General features: G+C 62.0%; 13 protein-coding genes. 4 read left to right on the top strand and 9 right to left on the bottom strand.

Annotated features, from left to right (window positions below; translation table 11 throughout):
• Positions 1-86: 86 nt before the first annotated feature.
• The 3 genes from BRPE64_RS28965 to BRPE64_RS28955 are packed head-to-tail and all read right to left on the bottom strand — an operon-like array spanning position 87 to position 5929.
• Complete coding sequence (locus BRPE64_RS28965) at positions 87-1547, bottom strand: efflux transporter outer membrane subunit (RefSeq protein WP_044043541.1); 1461 nt, start codon at positions 1545-1547, stop codon at positions 87-89.
• A 13-nt stretch (positions 1548-1560) separates the two neighbouring features.
• The gene (locus BRPE64_RS28960; protein ID WP_016348550.1) at positions 1561-2724 is read right to left on the bottom strand and encodes an efflux RND transporter periplasmic adaptor subunit; all 1164 of its coding nucleotides are present in this window, start codon (positions 2722-2724) and stop codon (positions 1561-1563) included.
• Between the two features lie 10 nt (positions 2725-2734).
• On the bottom strand, positions 2735-5929 hold the full coding sequence (locus BRPE64_RS28955) for an efflux RND transporter permease subunit (protein WP_016348549.1): 3195 nt from the start codon (positions 5927-5929) through the stop codon (positions 2735-2737).
• Positions 5930-6227: 298 nt separating this feature from the next.
• Between BRPE64_RS28955 and BRPE64_RS28950 the strand changes: the two genes are divergently transcribed.
• Both BRPE64_RS28950 and BRPE64_RS28945 read left to right on the top strand, forming a co-directional pair.
• Positions 6228-7151: a helix-turn-helix domain-containing protein gene (locus BRPE64_RS28950; protein ID WP_044043850.1), complete on the top strand. Its 924-nt coding sequence runs from the start codon at positions 6228-6230 to the stop codon at positions 7149-7151.
• 42 nt (positions 7152-7193) lie between these two features.
• The gene (locus BRPE64_RS28945; RefSeq protein WP_016348547.1) at positions 7194-7571 is read left to right on the top strand and encodes a DUF3331 domain-containing protein; all 378 of its coding nucleotides are present in this window, start codon (positions 7194-7196) and stop codon (positions 7569-7571) included.
• Positions 7572-7593: 22 nt separating this feature from the next.
• Here the strand turns inward: BRPE64_RS28945 and BRPE64_RS28940 are convergent, their stop codons facing one another.
• The 4 genes from BRPE64_RS28940 to BRPE64_RS28925 form a co-directional block, all read right to left on the bottom strand.
• Positions 7594-9132 (bottom strand): efflux transporter outer membrane subunit, encoded by a 1539-nt coding sequence (locus tag BRPE64_RS28940; RefSeq protein WP_044043540.1) that lies wholly within the window; start codon positions 9130-9132, stop codon positions 7594-7596.
• Entirely contained in the window at positions 9129-10205 is a 1077-nt protein-coding gene (locus tag BRPE64_RS28935) for an HlyD family secretion protein (RefSeq protein ID WP_016348545.1), read from the bottom strand. Before BRPE64_RS28935 ends, BRPE64_RS28940 begins: the two co-directional genes overlap by 4 nt.
• A 12-nt stretch (positions 10206-10217) precedes the next feature.
• Entirely contained in the window at positions 10218-11792 is a 1575-nt protein-coding gene (locus tag BRPE64_RS28930) for an MFS transporter (protein WP_016348544.1), read from the bottom strand.
• 380 nt (positions 11793-12172) lie between these two features.
• Positions 12173-12847, bottom strand: a complete 675-nt coding sequence (locus BRPE64_RS28925; RefSeq protein ID WP_016348543.1) for an antibiotic biosynthesis monooxygenase family protein — start codon at positions 12845-12847, stop codon at positions 12173-12175.
• Positions 12848-13171: 324 nt separating this feature from the next.
• Here BRPE64_RS28925 and BRPE64_RS28920 point away from each other — a divergent pair, with 324 nt between their 5' ends.
• Positions 13172-14119, top strand: a complete 948-nt coding sequence (locus BRPE64_RS28920; RefSeq protein ID WP_051180568.1) for a LysR family transcriptional regulator — start codon at positions 13172-13174, stop codon at positions 14117-14119.
• Positions 14120-14123: 4 nt separating this feature from the next.
• Here the strand turns inward: BRPE64_RS28920 and mug are convergent, their stop codons facing one another.
• Together mug and BRPE64_RS28910 are read right to left on the bottom strand one after the other, a co-directional pair.
• Entirely contained in the window at positions 14124-14684 is a 561-nt protein-coding gene (mug, locus tag BRPE64_RS28915; protein WP_084675881.1) for a G/U mismatch-specific DNA glycosylase, read from the bottom strand.
• Positions 14638-15666 (bottom strand): GlxA family transcriptional regulator, encoded by a 1029-nt coding sequence (locus tag BRPE64_RS28910; RefSeq protein WP_016348540.1) that lies wholly within the window; start codon positions 15664-15666, stop codon positions 14638-14640. Before BRPE64_RS28910 ends, mug begins: the two co-directional genes overlap by 47 nt.
• 387 nt (positions 15667-16053) lie before the next feature.
• Here BRPE64_RS28910 and ilvB point away from each other — a divergent pair, with 387 nt between their 5' ends.
• The gene (gene ilvB, locus BRPE64_RS28905; protein ID WP_016348539.1) at positions 16054-17919 is read left to right on the top strand and encodes a biosynthetic-type acetolactate synthase large subunit; all 1866 of its coding nucleotides are present in this window, start codon (positions 16054-16056) and stop codon (positions 17917-17919) included.
• Positions 17920-17927: the final 8 nt, after the last annotated feature.

The following is a 17927-nucleotide window of genomic DNA, read 5'->3' as shown; positions in this document are numbered from 1 at the left end:
CCGATAAAGCAGCCGTCTATATGCGGCGTATGCGACTCGCGCATGAGTCATGTCATGCCGCCGTGTGACGCGCTCATACCAAGGTGTTATCGCCCGGCGATGTCCGCGCCACCGAGCGCCGCGCGGTTCCATCCGCCGCCGAGCGCCTTGAGCAGATGGACGCTTGCATCGAAGCGGCGCGCGTCGATCGTTTCGCTCTGGCGTTCGTTTTCGAGCGCGATGGTCTGCGCACTGGCAACCTCCAGATAGTCCGCAGCGCCCGCCTGATAGCGATTCTTCGCGAGCGTGAGCGATAGTTCGGCGGCGGCCGTCGCGCGCTGCTGGCTCTGCGCTTCCTGTGCGAGCGTATCGATCGCGCTCATGTCGTCTTCGACTTCCTGAAACGAACTGAGCACCGTTTGCCGATAATCGGCGACCGCGCCTTCGTACTGCGCCTGCGCATGCGCGAGCGCGGCGTCGCGGCGTCCGCCATCGAAGAGCGTGCCTGTCAGTTGCGCGCCGAGCGACCAGAACAGACTCGACGCCGTGAGCCAGGGCGCGAAGAACGTGCTCTCCAAACCCGCCGACGCCGATAACGTGAGATCCGGATAAAACGCCGCATGCGCCACGCCGACGCGCGCATTGGCAGCCGCGACACGCCGTTCGGCCGCAGCGATATCGGGTCGGCGTTCGAGCAGTTCGGACGGCACGCCCGCAGGAATCTGCGGCAACGTCGATAGCGCGGTGTTGGGCGCGAGCGTGAACGTGGAAGCGGGCACGCCGCACAGTGTTGCAATCGCGTCCTGAAGTTGCGTGCGTTTCACGTCGATGTCGCGATCCTGTGTGCGCGCGCTTTCCAGTTGCGTTTGCGCTTGCGCGACGGCGGATGCATCGATGGCGCCATCGGCGAGCCGTTGCTGAAGGATGTGCAGCGCGGATGCGTATGCGGTCACGGTGTCGTCGAGCAGCTTCTTTTGCCGATCGAGCGAGCGCAGATCGAAGTAATCGGCGGCTAGTTCGCTCGTCACCGACAAGCGCACCGCTTCGAGATCGGCCTGGCTTGCCTGCGCGTTGTCGTGTGCCTGCAAAGTGGCGTCTTTCACGCGGCCGAACAAATCCGGCTCCCAGCTTGCGGCGAGGCCCGTCGAATAATCGGGCACCGTCTTGCCCGCAAGCGAGCGATGCTGAAGGTTCTGCGACGTGCGAAAGCGCTGCTGCGCGACGCCCGCGCTCACGGTGGGCGCATAACCCGCGCGCTGATAATCGACCAGTGCGCGCGCCGCCTGCAATTGCGCGACGGCCTTCTTCAACGAGTGATTCGATACGTCGACGCGTGCTTCCAACTGATCGAGATCGTGGTCGCCGAATACGGTCCACCATGCGCCGCGCGGCGCGTCATCCGCGGGTGCGGCGACGGTCCAGCCCGCGGAAGGCTGCGCGGCCGCATACTGCGCGGGAACGTCGATGGCGGGCGCGCTGTAGCGCGGCAGGGTCGTGCACGCGGCGAGGGCGCCGGCGAGACATGCGGCAAGCATCGCGCGAACGGGCGCAGCCGAAGTGTGGGGCATGATAAAAGTCCATTTACGCTGGGCTAGCGGTGCGGAGCGCTTCGCCGTCGCGGATCGAATCGCTCGGGTTGTCGATCACGCGATCGTTCGCGTTGAGTCCCGTCGATATTTCGACATAGATGCCGAAGTCGCGGCCGATGGTGACCTTCTTGAGCTTGGCCCGACCATCGCTGCCGAGCACGGCGACGGTCACGCCATCGGGCCGGAACAGCAGCGCGCTGGCCGGCAACTGAAGCTCGGGCGCGGCGCTCGCGAGCGATAGATGCAACTCGGCATACGCGCCCGGCATCAGCGCGCCATCGTGATTGTCGATGTCCGCTTCGACGCGCAAGGTCCGGCTCACCGGATCGATCGCGTCCGCGCTGCGCGCGACCGTCGCGGTAAAGCGCCGGCCGGGATATTGCTGCGTCGTGAGCCATACGGGCATGCCGGGCTTCACGCTCGCGGCCGCGTCCTGCGGCACATCGACGAAGACACGCAGCCGATCCGTCTGCTCGATATGCATCAGCTCGCCCGGCATGCCCGCGAGTCCCGGCGCGCCGCCCGCGGTGACAAGCGACCCTACGTCCACGTTGCGCACGGTAATCACGCCATCGAAGGGCGCGGTGACCTTCTGGTACGACGCCATCTCTTCGAGTTGCGTGACGTCCGCTTGTTTCGCCTGCAAGGCCGCGTGTTTCGCGTCGCTGTCGCTGGTCTTGGCGTCGGCGTCTTGCGGCGAGACGGACTGCGTTTGCAACATGGTTTGCCAGCGCGCGGCCGTGCTGCTCGCAAAGCGATAATCCGCTTGCGCCATCGCGGCATCGGCGCGAGCCTGTTGCAGATGCGCGTCGAGTTCGGGCGTTTCGATGCGGGCGAGCACTTGCCCCGCATGCACATGCGCGCCGATATCGGCGTACCACTGCTGCACATAACCGCTCGTGCGCGCGTAGATCGATGCATCGGCCCACGGCATCACCGATGCAGGCAAAAGCAATTCCTGCGTGGCGGGCGCATGCGTGGGCGCGATCGTCGCGACGACCGGCTCGCGCTGCTCATCGACCTGATGCGTCTGCGCAGCGCGCGCATGCAGGCGCGGCACGATGCCTATGGTGAGCAATGCAGCGGCCACACAGCCGATCGCGATTGCAAGCCTGGGCATGCGCTTGCCGTTTGAAGAACGAATTGGCGAGTCCATTCGATATTCCTTATTCGACGCTTGAAGCAGATTCGAGACGAAGCGGTTCCTTGCGGCGACGCTGCGCGAGCCAGCCATGCACCATGCCGAACACGACCGGCACGAACACGAGCGTGGACAACGTACCGATGGCGAGACCGCCGATCACCGCGCGTCCGAGCGGCGCGTTCTGCTCGCCGCCATCGCCTAAACCGAGCGCCATCGGCAACATGCCGATGAGCATCGCCAGCGCCGTCATCAGTACGGGACGGAAGCGGTTGAACCCTGCATCGAGTGCGGCGGCGAGCGGCGCCGTGCCGCTCTGCAACGCATCGCGCGCGCTGTTGATGACGAGAATGCTGTTCGCCGTGGCGATGCCGATGCACAGGATCGCGCCCGTGAGCGCGGGCACGGAGAGCGTGGTCTGCGTGGCGAACAACATCCACGCGATGCCTGCCATGGAGCCGGGCAGGCCACTGATGATGATGAGCGGATCGATCCACGACTGAAAGTTCACGACCATCAGCAGATAGACGAGCGCGATTGCGAAGACGAGGCCGAAGCCCAGTCCCGTGAACGATTCGTTCATCGATTGCACCTGTCCGCGAATCACGATCGACGATCCCGGCGGCAAGTGCGCGCGTTCGGCATCGACGAGCCGGGTTACGTCGGAGGCCACGCCGCCGAGATCGCGAGACTGCGTCGATGCGAAGATATCGAGCACAGGCTGCACGTTGTAGTGCGACACGACAGCCTGCTGCACGCTGCGCGATGTAGTGCCGAGCGTGCCCAGCTGATTCTGCGGATCGGCGGATACGTCCTTGGTAGTCAGCGGAATGTTGTCGAGCGTTTGCAGCGAGTGAATGTCGTACTGCGGCACTTCGGCCATCAACGGATAGCTCACGCCGTTCTTCGGATCGAGCCAGAAGTTCGGCGTCGTCTGCGAACTGCCGGACAACGCGATCAGCAGATTCTGCGCGACATCGCGTTGCGTAAGCCCGGCTTGCATCGCCTTCGTGCGATCCACGTTCACGTCGATCGTCGGTTCATCGCCGGGCTGCTGGATGCGTGCATCGACGAGGCCGCGCACGCCGCGCATCTCATCGAGCAGACGGTTTGCGACCGCACGATTTTCAGCGAGCTTGTTGCCGACGATTTGCACGTCGATCGGCGCGGGCAAGCCGAAGTTCAGAATCTGGCTGACGATATCGGCGGGCAGAAACGCGAAGCTCACGCCGGGAAACGCTGCGTTCAGCACGTTGCGCAGACGCGCGACATATTGCGCAGTGGGCTTGTGCTGCGGCGCGAGTGTGATGAGGATATCGGCGTCTTCTGGACCGATCGGGTCCGACGAATCGTAAGTCAGATTGATGCCGCTCACCGGCACGCCGATGTTATCGAGCACGGCGGCCTGTTCGTTCGCGGGAATCACGCTGCGGATCTTCGCTTCGACTTCATCCGTGATGCGCGCCGTCTCTTCGATGCGCGTTCCCGTGGGCGCGCGCAAGTGCAGCCGTATCTCTCCCGTATCGACGGAAGGAAAGAAATTGCGGCCCTCGAACGGCACGAGCACGAGCGATGCAAGACATAGTGCGAGCCATATCGGCACGAAGCGGCGCCGCTTTTCGATAGCCGTTTGCAGCACGTTGCGATAGCGCACGCGCAGTGCTTCGAAGCGCCGCTCGAATGCCGACTGGAAGCGCCTCAATGCACCAGTCACGCCGTGGATCTTCGTGGGCGTATGCGAGGGCGCGCGCATGAGATACATCGCGAGCGTCGGGATGAGCGTGCGCGAGAAGAAGTACGACGCGCACATCGCGAAGATCACGGCCTCGGCCAACGGCACGAACAGATAGCGCGCCACGCCCGAGAGCAGGAACATCGGTATGAAGACGATGCAGATGGAGAGCGTCGAGACGAAGGTCGGCACGGCAATCTCGCCGGAGCCGTTCAGGATCGCATCGTGAAGTGGTTCACCGTTCTCCAGATGATGCGTGATGTTTTCGATGGCGACTGTTGCATCGTCGACGAGAATGCCGACCGCAAGCGCCAGGCCGCCGAGCGTCATGATGTTGAGCGTCTGCCCAAGCGCACTGAGCGCGATCAGCGACGTGAGCACGGCAAGCGGAATCGATACCGCAATGATCAGCGTCGCGCGCCAGCTGCCGAGAAAGAGCAGGATCATCACCGCAGTGAGGCAGGCTGCGATCAACGCTTCGCGCACCACGCCTGAGATCGCCGACTTCACGAACACCGACTGATCGGATAGCGGCGTGATCTTGAGCGCCTTGGGCAGACCAGCGGCGATCTTCGGCAGCATCGCTTTCACTTGAGCGATGATCGTGAGCGTCGACGCGCTGCCCGTCTTCTCGACTTGCAACAATGCCGCGCGCTTGCCGTCCGCACGCACGATATTGGTTTGCGGCGCGAAGCCGTCGATCACATGCGCGACATCGCGCACATAGATGACGCCGCCGTTCACGGTCTTGATCGGCAGATCGTTCAGTGCGGCCACGGTCTGCGTGCTGCCGTTCATCTCCACGTTGTATTCGCGCGCGCCGATCTTGGCCGTGCCGCCCGGCAGGATGAGGTTTTGCGCGTTGACGGCGTTGACTACATCGACGGGCGCGAGTCCTTTCGCCTGAAGTTTGGCCGGGTCTAGCTCGACCATGATCTGACGAATCTTGCCGCCATACGGCAGAGGCACGGCCGCGCCCTGAACCGTTGCGAGTTGCGTGCGGATGAAGCTGTTGCCGAGATCGTAGAGCGTCTGCTCAGGCAGCGTCTTGCTGGATAGCCCCAGTTGCAGCACGGGCACGGTCGAAGCGTTGTACGTGATGATGTTCGGCGGCAACGTGCCCGGCGGCAGCACGCGAAGAATGGACGCCGAATTCGACGCGGCCTGAGCGATCGCGCGATTGATATCCGCGCCCGGATGAAAAAAGATCTTTACCACCGACACGCCGTTGAGCGATTGCGACTCGATGTGCTCGATGTCGTCCACATCGGTCGTCAGCGCGCGCTCGTAGTTCGACGTGATGCGATGCGCCATGTCTTCGGCCGAGAAACCGTTATACGACCAGACGATGCTGACCACCGGAATATCGATGTTCGGAAAGATATCCGTGGGCGTGCGCATGATCGCGAGCGGCCCGAGGATGAAGAGCAGCACGGCGAGCACGATGAACGTGTAGGGCCGGCGAAGGGCCAGTTTTACGATCCACATAGTGCCTGTCAGCTTGAGTAGGAGAGCGCGTGCGCCGCGGCTTGCACACGCATGGGCGGGAAGTCGGGGGCAGTGTTGCACGGCGGTTCGAGGCGTTTTTGTGGAATCGCACGCCGGCATGCGGGGCGGGCGTGGCGGAACGCGCGAATTAAACCTTGATATAGGTTGACGCAACCATTGGGCAGGGTAGTCAACCCTATGTACGGCTAGGCGGTTCGTTTCCGGTTGATTAACTTTGAGTCATCGCGGTGCCGGCTTTCCGGGCGGCCGCAAGACCCTAGCATCGGACGAAACCATCATGACTCTCAGCCTGCTGTCGCATCCCGATACGCCGCCGCGCGTACCCTTGATCGAACTCGAAGACCGATGGCGCAACCCGGGCCCGGTCCGCTCTGAACCGATGGCCATATCGCGCTGGCTGCATCACGGCGAAACGCCGCTCGAAGCAACGGACGAAAGCAGCAGCACGTTTCACTGCATCAGCCTGAATCTGAAGTGCGCGTCGCTGATCTTTCATCACGCGGGCCGCAAGATCATTCATGGCCGCTTGCCGGCAGGCGTCGTGCAAGTGACTGCGCCGGGCACGCGCGTGTCAGCCCGTTTCGAATCGGCGATGGATGTGCTGCATCTCTTCGTGCCGCAACAGACATTGGCCGAATGCTATGAGGACTTGTTTCAACGTTCGCATGCGGGCGATATCGTGCTCGACGATCCCAAGCTGATTCGCGATCCCGCGCTCGAACGTCTCGGTCAGGCGCTCGCGGTTTGCAAGACCGAAGGCACGGCGCTGGGCCGCGTCTTTATCGACAGCGTGAGTCTTGCGATCGTGTCGCGGCTCGTCGCGCGTCATTTCGCGTCGACGGCCGCGCGCGGGCGCGAGCCATCGGCGCTGCCGCAATGGCGCATCAATCGCGTGTCGGAATTCGTCGAGTCGCATCTGGCGGAGAACATCAGTCTCGCGGATATCGCAGCGAGCACCGGTCTTACGCGCATGCATTTCGCTGCGCAATTCCGCCGCGCGACCGGCATGCGGCCGCATGAGTACCTTCTGCAGAAGCGCATCGAGCGCGCGCAGGAGCTTTTGCGCACGTCCAAACACAGCATTCTCGATGTCGCGTTCTGCTGCGGCTTTCGCTCACAGGCGCACTTCACGACGGTCTTCAAGCGCCTGGTCGGCGCCACGCCGAAGTACTGGCAGACGACGTCGCTCAACGCAGCCTAAAGCTACGCATCGCACGCAATCCCTTCGATAAGGAGCTGAAACATGGCAGAAGCCGCTATCGCCCTCGATCCCTGGGCACAAACGATTTTCCAGTTGACGACGTGGCATGAGGGCGCGGGCATCGAAGCGCCCTTGACGCGGCGGCCGTTTGCTCAAGCAGGCGACGGACGCGTCGCGGTCAAGTTGATCGAGCGTCCTTCGACCACCACGGCCACGATCGAATGGCGCGACTCGACGCGCTGCTGCTACGGCGATCAGGTATGGCGAGCCATGCGTGCGCGCACAGCGGGCGTGTGCGCGATGAGCGGCTGCGCGATCAGCCCGGGCGATGCGGTCTATGGGCCGAACCCGCGCCCCGTTCCTTCCAACGCGGGCGCGATGATCCTGGCGTCGGTGCTGGATCAGGCGACGCCCGCGTGATGCGCGTACCCAATCGCGTGCGTCAGCGGCCGGCGATATTGCCGTCGAAGGTCGTTTCCCATCCGCCGCCGAGCGCCTTGCACAGCGAGATGAGATTCGCGGCGGCCGTCGCCTTGCTCTGTTCGAGCTTGCTCTGCGCATCCAGCAACTGCCTTTGCACGTTGAGCACATCGAGATAATCGAGCGCGCCTGCCTTGTAGCGTTGCTGTGCAATGCCGAGCGCGCGCTGATTGTAGGCGACCACGGAAATGAGACGATCACGCCGCCGCTGTTCGGCGTCATACACGACGAGTGCGTCGTCGACTTCACGCCATGCATCGAGCACGGTGTGCTTGTAGACGATCGCGGCTTCTTCCTGTTGTGCCTCGCGCAGTTGCAGCGTGCCCTTGAGACGCCCGCCTTCGAAGATAGGCAGCGTGATCGAAGGCCCGACGACGAACTGCCCCGATGCCCAATCGGCGAGATTGGAAAGCTGAAGGCTTTGAAACCCGGCGCTGCCGTTGAGCGAAATGCGCGGATAGAAATCCGCCTTCGCCATGCCGATCGACGCGGTGGCCGCATGCAACTGCGCCTCGGCCTTCTTGATGTCGGGACGCCGCTGCACGAGTTCCGACGGAAAGCCGATAGGCACCTGTTGCGGCAGCTTCGGAACGTCGCCCGCTTCGGCAAGCATCGACTGAAGCGCGCCCGGTTGTTCGCCGAGCAGCACGCCGATCGCGTTGATCGTGGTGCTGCGGCGCGATTCGAGCGTCGGAATCAGGCTCTCGATCGTCTCCACTTGCGCGGCGGCATTGGCGACATCGAGATCCGTCGTCACGCCTTCTCGCACGCGAATTTGCGTGAGCCTCAACGCATCGCGGCCGATGCCGAGATTCTGTTTCGCGATGTCGAGCAGCGATTGCGTGTCGCGCAACTCGATGTAATCGCGCGCCAGTTCGGCGCGGGCCGAGAGCAGAATCGCGTTGCGGTCTTCATACGATGCTTCCGTCAACGCGCTCGCGGCTTCGACGCCGCGTCGTGCGCGGCCCCAGATGTCGAGTTCCCACGATGCATCGAAACCGAACTGATACAGGTTATAGGCAGGTGATCCCTTCGAACCGGGAATGGCCGCGACGCCGAGCGGTGCATTCCCCGCCGCCGATTGCGGCTGACTCTGCGACGGCGTGACGCCGAGCAGCGACAAAATGCCGTTCTCGCTGCCGCGCTCGCGGTTGTACGATGCGGCGGCATCCAGCGTCGGCAACTCTGCTGCACCGGCGACGCGTTGCGTGGCCCGGCTCTGCCGCAGACGCGCGGAGGCCGCGGCGACATCGAGGTTGGCACTCGCCAGCCGTTGCTCCATTGCGTTCAGCACCGGATCGTTGAACAAGGTCCACCACTCGGGGTTGAACTCGGCCTGCACGGCTTTGCTCGCGGCCTCGGCGGCGCGGGTCTGCTCGAAGACATCCGGCGTGGCCGTCTTCGGATGCTCGAAGTCCGGTCCGAGCATGCAGCCCGTCATCGCGAAGCTCGCGAGTATTGCAAGCGCCAATGCACTCAGGGTAGATTCGCTCGCGTTCATTTCGCATCGGCTCCTTGCGCAAGCTTCTCGCCCTGGCGGCCGACAGCCACTTCCGCTTCGACGGACAGTCCCACGCTCAACGCCGATGCAGCTTCCTGACCGGGATCGATCGTGATCTTGACCGGCACGCGTTGCACGACCTTGGTGAAGTTGCCCGTTGCGTTGTCGGGCGCGATGGGCGCGAAGCTCACGCCCGTGGCAGGCGCGAGACTGTCGACGCGGCCTTTGATCACGACGCCTGGAAAGCTGTCGACCTTGATGCGCACGCTTTCGCCCGGACGCATGTGGGTGATCTGATTCTCCTGAAAGTTGGCGACCACATAAGCGTTCGACAACGGAACGATGGCGAGCACCGGTGCACCGGGCGTGACGAACGCGCCGACGCGCGCGGAACGCCGTCCGACCTTGCCATCGACGGGTGCATGAATCTCCGTGTACGACAGATTCAGCCTGGCCTGCTCCAATGCCGCTTCGGCACGCGCGAGCGCCCCGGCGGAGCGGTCACGTTGTGCGCGCAGCACGTCCAGGTTCTGCTCGGTCGTCTTCAATGCGGCGCGATCATGCGCCTGCTGCGCGAGTTGCTGCGAAAGCGTGCTCGATGCGCGTTGATGTTCCTGCGTGGTGCCCGCGCCCGTCTCCGAGAGATTCTGATAACGCGATGCGTTCGCACGCGCGAACTCGATGGCGGCATCGTCGGAGCGCAGCGTCGCGCGAGCCTGGTCGACGAGCGAGGGCTGTCGCGCGATTTCAGCATCGAAGTTCGCGACGGATGCGTGCGCGGCGGTTACGTCGGCTTGTGCGCTCATCAACGCGGCGCGAAAGTCTCGGTCATCGATACGCACCAGCAGTTGTCCTGCCTTGACCGACTGATTGTCTTCGACCAGCACGCCGGAAATCTGCCCGGCGATGCGTGGCGCGACCAGCGTGAAATCGGCCTGTACGTAGGCGTCGTTGGTGGTTTGCGTCGATGAATCGGAAAGCAGTCTGATGCACGCCCACGCCACGATGACGAGCACGAGGACCAACGCCGCGATGCGAATGAGCTTGAGATTGGAACTGATGAAGGTTGACATGGATTTCGTCCCTTAATGGGAAGGGGGCGGCGTAACGGTCCACGGCGGATAAATGCGCACAGGAAGCACCGGAACAAGGAGAAGAAGGGCGACGGCGACGCACGCCATCACGCGGTAGAGATCCGCGGACATCAGCACGAGCGCCTGCTCGTGCACGCGATGCGCGAGTTCGCCGATACCATGCCCCGAGTCGATGCTTTGATTCGTGACGAGCGCACGATTGCCAAATTGATCGACGAGCATGTTTGAATGAAAGCGTTCGCGCGCCGTGCCAATTCCTTCGATGAGCGCCGTTGCGATAGCTGCGGAAAACGTCTTGATCGAATTGAACATGGCCGATGCGAACGGACCTTCTGTGGGAGGAAGACCTGTGGTGACGCCCATCAGAATGCCGAGGATGACCATCGGCTGCGCGGCGATTTGCAGCGACTGAAGCCAATAGAAATTCTCGCGGACCCATTCGGATGTGATGTAGCTTCCCATCACGCACGTGGCGATCATGAGGCACAGTCCGGTCGCGAGAATCCAGCGAAAATCGACACGCTTGAGGTTCAGCACGGCCGCCGTCAACGGAAGCGTGAGCAACAGCGGAATCGCGACCAACAGCGACAAGGGAGTAGTCTGCAACGCGCGATACGTGTGAATCCTCGCGAGATATTGACCCGGTATTGCAGCAACGCCGACCAACAGAATCACCGCACCGACAAGCGTCGTGAGTCCGTGCGCGAAGTTTCTGCGTTCGAGTAGCTGGAGCTTGAAGAACGGAAGCGGATGAAACCATTCGTTGACGAGGAACGCCACGAGCAGCACGGTCCCGCCGATGAACATCACGCGGATCAGTTCCGAGTTCAACCAGTCGAGACGATCGCCTTGCAGAAGACCGATGACGAGCATCGCAACGGCGGGGCATCCGAGAAGAAAGCCCGTCCAGTTGAAAGCGCGAAAGCGTTCGAGCTTGAGCGGATCGGTCGGCAAGCCCAGTTGAATCGCAACGCAACTCAGCAAACCGAGCGGCACGATCTGCCAGAACGCCATTTTCCAGCTGACGTATTCGGTCCAGAGCGCCGCGAGCGGTGTACCGAGCGCCGGACCGAATGTCGCGGTCATTGCATATCCGGCGAGGCCGTAGAGCTTGACCTTCGGCGGCAGATAACGCAATGCGACGATGATCAGCATCGGCGGAAGGCAGCCGCCCGCGATGCCTTGCAACACACGCAGCGTATAAAGCGTCGGCAGGTTCGGTGCGAACGGGCACAGGACGCCGAAGAACATCGTGGCGACCACGGCGCCGATGGTGAATCGCTTGAGCGTGAAAGTGATGCCGAACCACGGTGCGAACACCATCGTCGCGACGTTGGCCGCTTCGAATAATGTCGTGAGCCAGGTGCCGTCGTCATGTCCGATCGACAGTGCGCCCTGAATATCGGCCATTGCCAGCGCGGTGACCTGTTCGTTCAGGATGGCAAGCAACGAGGCGAGCAGCATGCCGATCAGACCCATCGCGAGACCGAGCGAAAGCGCGGGTTGCTGCGGGGCGACGGTCGTTGCCGCTTGCTGATCGGCGGTCGTGGATTGGACGGTGGTCATAAGGGTTCGCTAGCTGCTCGTGTTCAGTCAGACATCGCATGTGGCCTTTGCCGTTCGAGGCCGCGCGCGCTTCAAGGAATCGAGACCAGCTTTTGCTTTAATCTTTGCACTCGACCGATGGCCGCGTCGCAACCACTTAACGGCTTAGGGAATTCTAGAAGCGAGTGACACTTGATGTAGCCGAAATGAGCCGCTTTTTAGGCCATTTCATGTGCGAAATTTGCCAGGCGATGCTTTAAGGACATGACGTCGCCTTAAACGACATCGTCGTTATTCTGGAATGCTTTGGAGTATAGTCGCGGCCAATCGAACTTGCAGTTGACCTGCTTGCCGTTCGTGATAAACGGCAAGCGGAAACCGGTCACGACGGCCTTGGGGCTTTAAGCGGTGCGTTGCACGTCTTCGAAGTATTGCGGTGCTTCGCGCCGGTCGAACATGCCGTATTCACGAATCACACGAATGTGCCGCAGGCGCACATCGCTGGCTAGGCTTGCGTTGCGTTCGAACGCATCGGCGGCTGCCTGATCGGGCCAGGTCGCCACGACGATGACGTTGCCCGGCTCCAGCAGCGCATCGAATGCGTCCCACGCGACAAGACCGCGCGCATGGGTATCGAGACCGAGCGATTCCGCGACGCCTTGCGCACCGGCTTCCTTCAGCCAGTCTGGCGCGCGTTTCGCTTCAAGCAACGTGACCGCTTTGCCCATGCCGGTTTCGGTGGCATCCAGACGCTGCTCGGACAACGCGTGTCCTTTGGGCACGCGCGTGTCCGCGACGATCTGCCCGATGCGCAAGCGGTAATCGGAGAAGACGCGATCGCGCGCCGCCTGCTGAATCTTGTGATGCTTCGTCGTGGTGCGCCAGCGCACGAGTGACTTCTCGTCGCGCCAACTCGATAGCGAAAGCAGCCATCCTTCGCGCGTAAGGCTTGCGTAGCGGGTGTTGTCGATGAATCCGTCGATCTTTTCGAGTTCGGGCCGAAGCATCTTTGCCATGCCGAGATAGGCGTCGAATTGATCGGGAATGGGATTGACTTCGAGCATTGCAGAGAACATGAGGAGACTCTTTGGTTTAGTGCGCTATACGATGTGATATTGAAAAATCGCGTGTTGTGGTTTAGCACTTGTTCACCACGATGCGCCACGCGCCGCTTCAATTCATTGTCGGGGACGAGATGCCTTTGTTAAAGCGCGGGCAGCGCGGGAATCGGGCCAATGAATATGACGCGTTGGCCACCGGAAACGCGATCAATCGCGAGCGCGTTGGCTATCGGCCAATGTGTCTTTGTTTTGGGTCATTCGAAGACACGTACGAGCGGATTCGTCTCCGTTACGCCTACACTCGCGGCTTGCGGCATTGCATGCGGATTGGGACTCGGAATGGACAGATTGCGCGAGATGGAAGTCTATGTGGCCATCGTCGATCGCGGGAGTTTGACGGGCGCATCGGACAAGCTGGGGTTGTCGACGGCGGCAGTATCGCGTGCGCTCAATTCGCTCGAAGCACGCGTCGGTGCTCAGTTGCTCGCGCGCACGACGCGTTCCGTGCGGCCGACGGATGCGGGCGTCGCGTACCTTGAATCGTGTCGCAAGGTGCTCGACGCCATCACGGATGCCGAAACGAATATCGCGGCCTATCACGTCAATCCGCTTGGACGGCTGACCATTTCAGCGCCGGTGCTGTTCGGACAGCGGTTCGTTGCGCCGCTCGTGAATGCCTTTGCGCTGCGTTATCCGGACGTCAGCATCAACGCCGTGTACGCCGACCGGACCACGCGTCTATTGGAAGAGGGCGTCGATATCGCCATTCGCATCGGTCATCTCGGCGACTCGACGACCTTTGCCGTGCCGCTCGGCTTCGTGCAGCGCCGTACCTATGCGTCGCCCGGTTATCTCGAAGCGCGTGGAGAGCCCGTTCATCCGCGCGAGCTGACTCGGCACGATTGCGTGTCTTTCACGGGCGCGACGCATCCGCTCGAATGGGTCTTCAGGGATCAGGGTGCGAGGCTGCCGGTGCGGCTTCAGCCGCGCATGATTGTCGATCTCGCGCCTGCTGCCGTGTCGGCGGCCATCGACGGAGTCGGCATCACGCAATTGCTCTCGTATCAGGCGACGCCCGAAGTGCTGGGCCGCAGACTTCGGCCGATCCTTACTGCATTCGAGCCTGAACCCGTTCCGGTGAACGTGCTTCATGTGGAGCGTCGGCGCGCGAGCGGCAAGGTGCGCGCGTTTCTGGAATTCGTCACGGAGACCTTGCGTGAGAACGCGCATTTGCAGGGCGCGGATGGTGCGCCCGCAAACCGCAAGAGCAACGCATCGCGCAGATGAAGGATCAGTTTTCGTCGAGCGATGAAACCGCGAGACGCAATTCGCGATAAGCACTCACGAGTGCATCGAGGCTGAATGATCGATTCAGACCGCTTGGGTTAGGCAATACCCACGCACGCGCGCCGCCGAACGGCTCCGTTTGCAGTCCCCATTCGATATCGCGCTTTCCGGTGATGGCGGACAGTGCCATCTTTCCGAGGAACGCGATGTATAGCGGAGCATGTTGTTGGATCTTGATCTCGAACGCCGACGCTGCCGCCTTGATTTCGAGTGGCGTCAACTGATCGGCGCGCGCGGTTGGACGCGATACCGCCGTCGTGAGTCCGCATCCGTAGCGAAGGAATGATCGATCGTCTTCGGGGCTCAGTTGCGTGGGCGTGAATCCAGCCAGATGCACGACGCGCCAGAAGCGGTTATTTCTGCCCGCGAAGTGATGGCCCGTCGATGCCGCAAGCAAGCCGGGATTGATGCCGCAAAAGATCACCGACAGATGCGGCGCGAGAATATCCGGCAGTTCGTTAGGCAAGTTCAGCAAGCTCTTCCTGCTCGATATGTTGATCGACATCTATATGCACTTGGGCATGCGCACTCGGCGCCACGCGAAACCGCTGACGATACTGCTTAGGCGTAACGTTCAGGCGTCGCGAGAAGGTGGTGCGCATATGCGTGGCACTGTGAAAGCCGCACTTGAACGCGACGGTCTTGAGCGGTGCGTCGCTATCTTCGAGGAGCTTTCTTGCCGTATCGACGCGAACCTGTTCAACGAACGCCGATGGCGTCACTTTCGCGTACTTCGCGAACACGCGAGAGAAGGTCCGCCGGCTGACGGACACGGCGCTTGCCAGTTGTTCGATAGAGAGCGCATCGGCGATATGCTCCGTCACATACTGATGCACCTTGCCGATGATCGGCGCTTCGTCCTTGCCCGCGCCGATATAAGGGCTGTACTGAGACTGACCGCCTTCACGCTGAATATAGACGACGAGCCGTTTGGCCACATGCACGGCCAGTTCGTGTCCCCAGTCTTCGGCCACGAGAGAAAGACACAGGTCGATGCCGGCCGTCACGCCCGCGGAGGTGAAGAGACGTCCGTCGCGCGTGAAGATGCGGTCGGGCTGCACGTCTGCATGCGGGAATTCGCGGGCCAGGCGCGCGGCGTCCGCCCAGTGTGTGGTCGCCTGCTTGCCGTCGAGGAGGCCTGCATGTCCGAGCAGGAACGCGCCATTGCAAACGGAGCCGAAGCGCGCCGCGCCACGGGCCTGATCTTGCAACCAGGCGAGGAATGCGTCGGGCGGCTGCCAATCGGGCAATTGCGGTCCACCGGCGACGAGCAACAGATCGAACTGCATAGTCGAATCGACGAAGCCGAACGGCACATGCAGTTGCATACCGTTCGAGCACGTCACGACACCAGCCTTGTAGCCGACGAGCGTGACTTCATATCGTTGATGCAAGGGCAGATGTGTATTGGCCTCCGCGAATACATCGAGCGGACCTGCAACGTCGAGTGCCTGCACACCGTCGAACACAACCATGGCGACTTTCATGCCGTGACCTTCATCTAGTACGAGCGTCAACTTCGAGCGATGAATCAGTCTATAGCAACGGGTGCAGGCTAACGACGCCATGACCGGTAAATGACTTTTGCGTTCATGTAACAAACGCGCATGGCCCAAAACGCGCATCGAATGGCCCGCTATCGAACAGCATGATCGCCCGCGCGGCGTGCATCGTCGGCAGAATGAATCAGCCCTCACAATTCTTCCGGAAGCGCATCGACACGATGCTGACTGGACATGACCCGTTGCGATGAACTCGCCGGGATGATCGTCTGTCGACTGGTGCGGAACATACGCTGTTCTCGAGTTGGAAGGGAAACCGTTTCTTGATCCGCGCGCCGATTTCGTCGGCGCCGGTTTCCTTGCGAGTCAGATATGAGCCGAAACCCGAAGGTTAATCCGCAACTTCTCCCCGAACCGAATCCCATCGACGAATCGATGTCCGGCGCCGATATCATTCTGCGCGTGTTGGCCGAACAAGGTGTCGACACCGTGTTCGGCTATAGCGGCGGCGCAATCCTGCCGACCTACGATGCCGTGTTCCGCTTCAACGCAATGCACGCGGACCAACCCGAGCAGCAGATCAGGCTCGTGGTGCCGGCCAACGAACAATCGGCGGGCTTCATGGCCGCGGGCTATGCGCGGGCAAGCGGCAAGGTCGGTGTCTTCATGGTGACATCGGGGCCGGGCGCGACGAATGCAGTGACGCCCATCGCCGACTGCAACGGCGACTCCGTGCCTGTCGTGCTCATATGCGGTCAGGTGCCGCGCGCGGCCATCGGCAGCGATGCGTTTCAGGAAGCGCCGGTCTTCAACATCATGTCCGCATGCGCCAAGCAAGTCTTTCTCGTGACCGATCCGGACAAGCTCGAACAGACGCTGCGCAGCGCATTCGAGATCGCACGCACGGGCCGTCCGGGTCCGGTTGTCGTGGATGTGCCCAAGGACATTCAGAACTGGAAGGGCCCGTATCGCGGACATGGCACGCTGCATTTTCGTGGCTATTCGGATCGTCTTCGTCTGGTGGCCAAGGGTGCTCGTCTCGAAGAAAGCAAGTGCGCCGAATTCTTCGACCTGCTGGCGCACAGCAAACGGCCGCTGCTTTATGCGGGCGGCGGAGTGATTACATCGGGGGCTGCGGCGGAGTTGCGCCGCTTTAGCGAGCGTTATCGGATTCCGGTCGTATCGACATTGATGGGGCTTGGCGCGATGTCGCCGAAGCATGAACTGTCGCTTGGAATGCTCGGCATGCATGGCGCGGCATGCGCGAATTATGCGGTCGAAGATTGCGACTTCCTGATAGCCGTGGGCGCGCGTTTCGACGACCGCGTCGCGGGTGGCCGTCCTGAAGCGTTCGCACCGAACGCGCGATACGTGGCGCATATCGATATCGACGAAGCGGAGATCAACAAGGTCAAACGCGTGCAGTGGAGTCACGTGGGCGATGCGAAGGAAGCCTTGCATTCGCTGATGGCGCGAGGTCCCGACGCCTTGCCGGCCACGCAATGGACCGAACATGCAGTCGATCTCAAGCGCAGGTACGGCATGAACTACGACCGCGACAATCCGTCCATCCAGCCGCAGTGGGTCGTCGAAAAGCTGAGCGAGATCACAGGTGGCCGCGCGATCATCAGTACCGGCGTGGGCCAGCATCAGATGTGGGCCGCGCAGTTCTTCGACTTCGCCGAGCCGCGCAGCCTGCTCACATCCGGCAGCATGGGCACGATGGGATTCGGCCTGCCTGCGGCCATCGGCGCGCAACTCGCGAGGCCGGACGCGCTCGTGATCGATATCGACGGTGACGGCAGCATCCGCATGAATATCGGCGAACTCGAAACGGCGACGACGTATGACGTGCCGGTCAAGGTCCTGCTGCTCAACAATGGCGGCGACGGCATGATTCGCCAATGGCAGCGTCTCTTTTACGACGGGCGTATGGTCGTGAGCGACAAGGCGCTGCATCGGAAAGACTTCGTGCTCGCGGCACAGGCCGATGGCTTTACGTTTGCCTGCCGTGTCGAGACATCGCGCGAACTCGAAGAGAAGCTCAAAGCGTTCGTCGAATTCGACGGCCCCGCGTTTCTCGAAGTGATGATCGACCGCAACGCCGACGTGTTTCCGATGGTAGGCCCCGGGCAAAGCTATTCGAACATGATCACGGGGCCGTTCATACCGTCCCGTTCGGCGCGGGAGTCCGACGTGTCGGGCATATCGACGCAACCCGCCGCCGATATGTTCTGACGTTTGCC

Origin of the sequence: Caballeronia insecticola, assembly GCF_000402035.1 — a bacterium.
Taxonomy (GTDB): domain Bacteria; phylum Pseudomonadota; class Gammaproteobacteria; order Burkholderiales; family Burkholderiaceae; genus Caballeronia; species Caballeronia insecticola.
The sequence above is the reverse complement of the archived record's forward strand: the minus strand, read 5'-3'. Positions and strand labels throughout refer to the sequence as shown.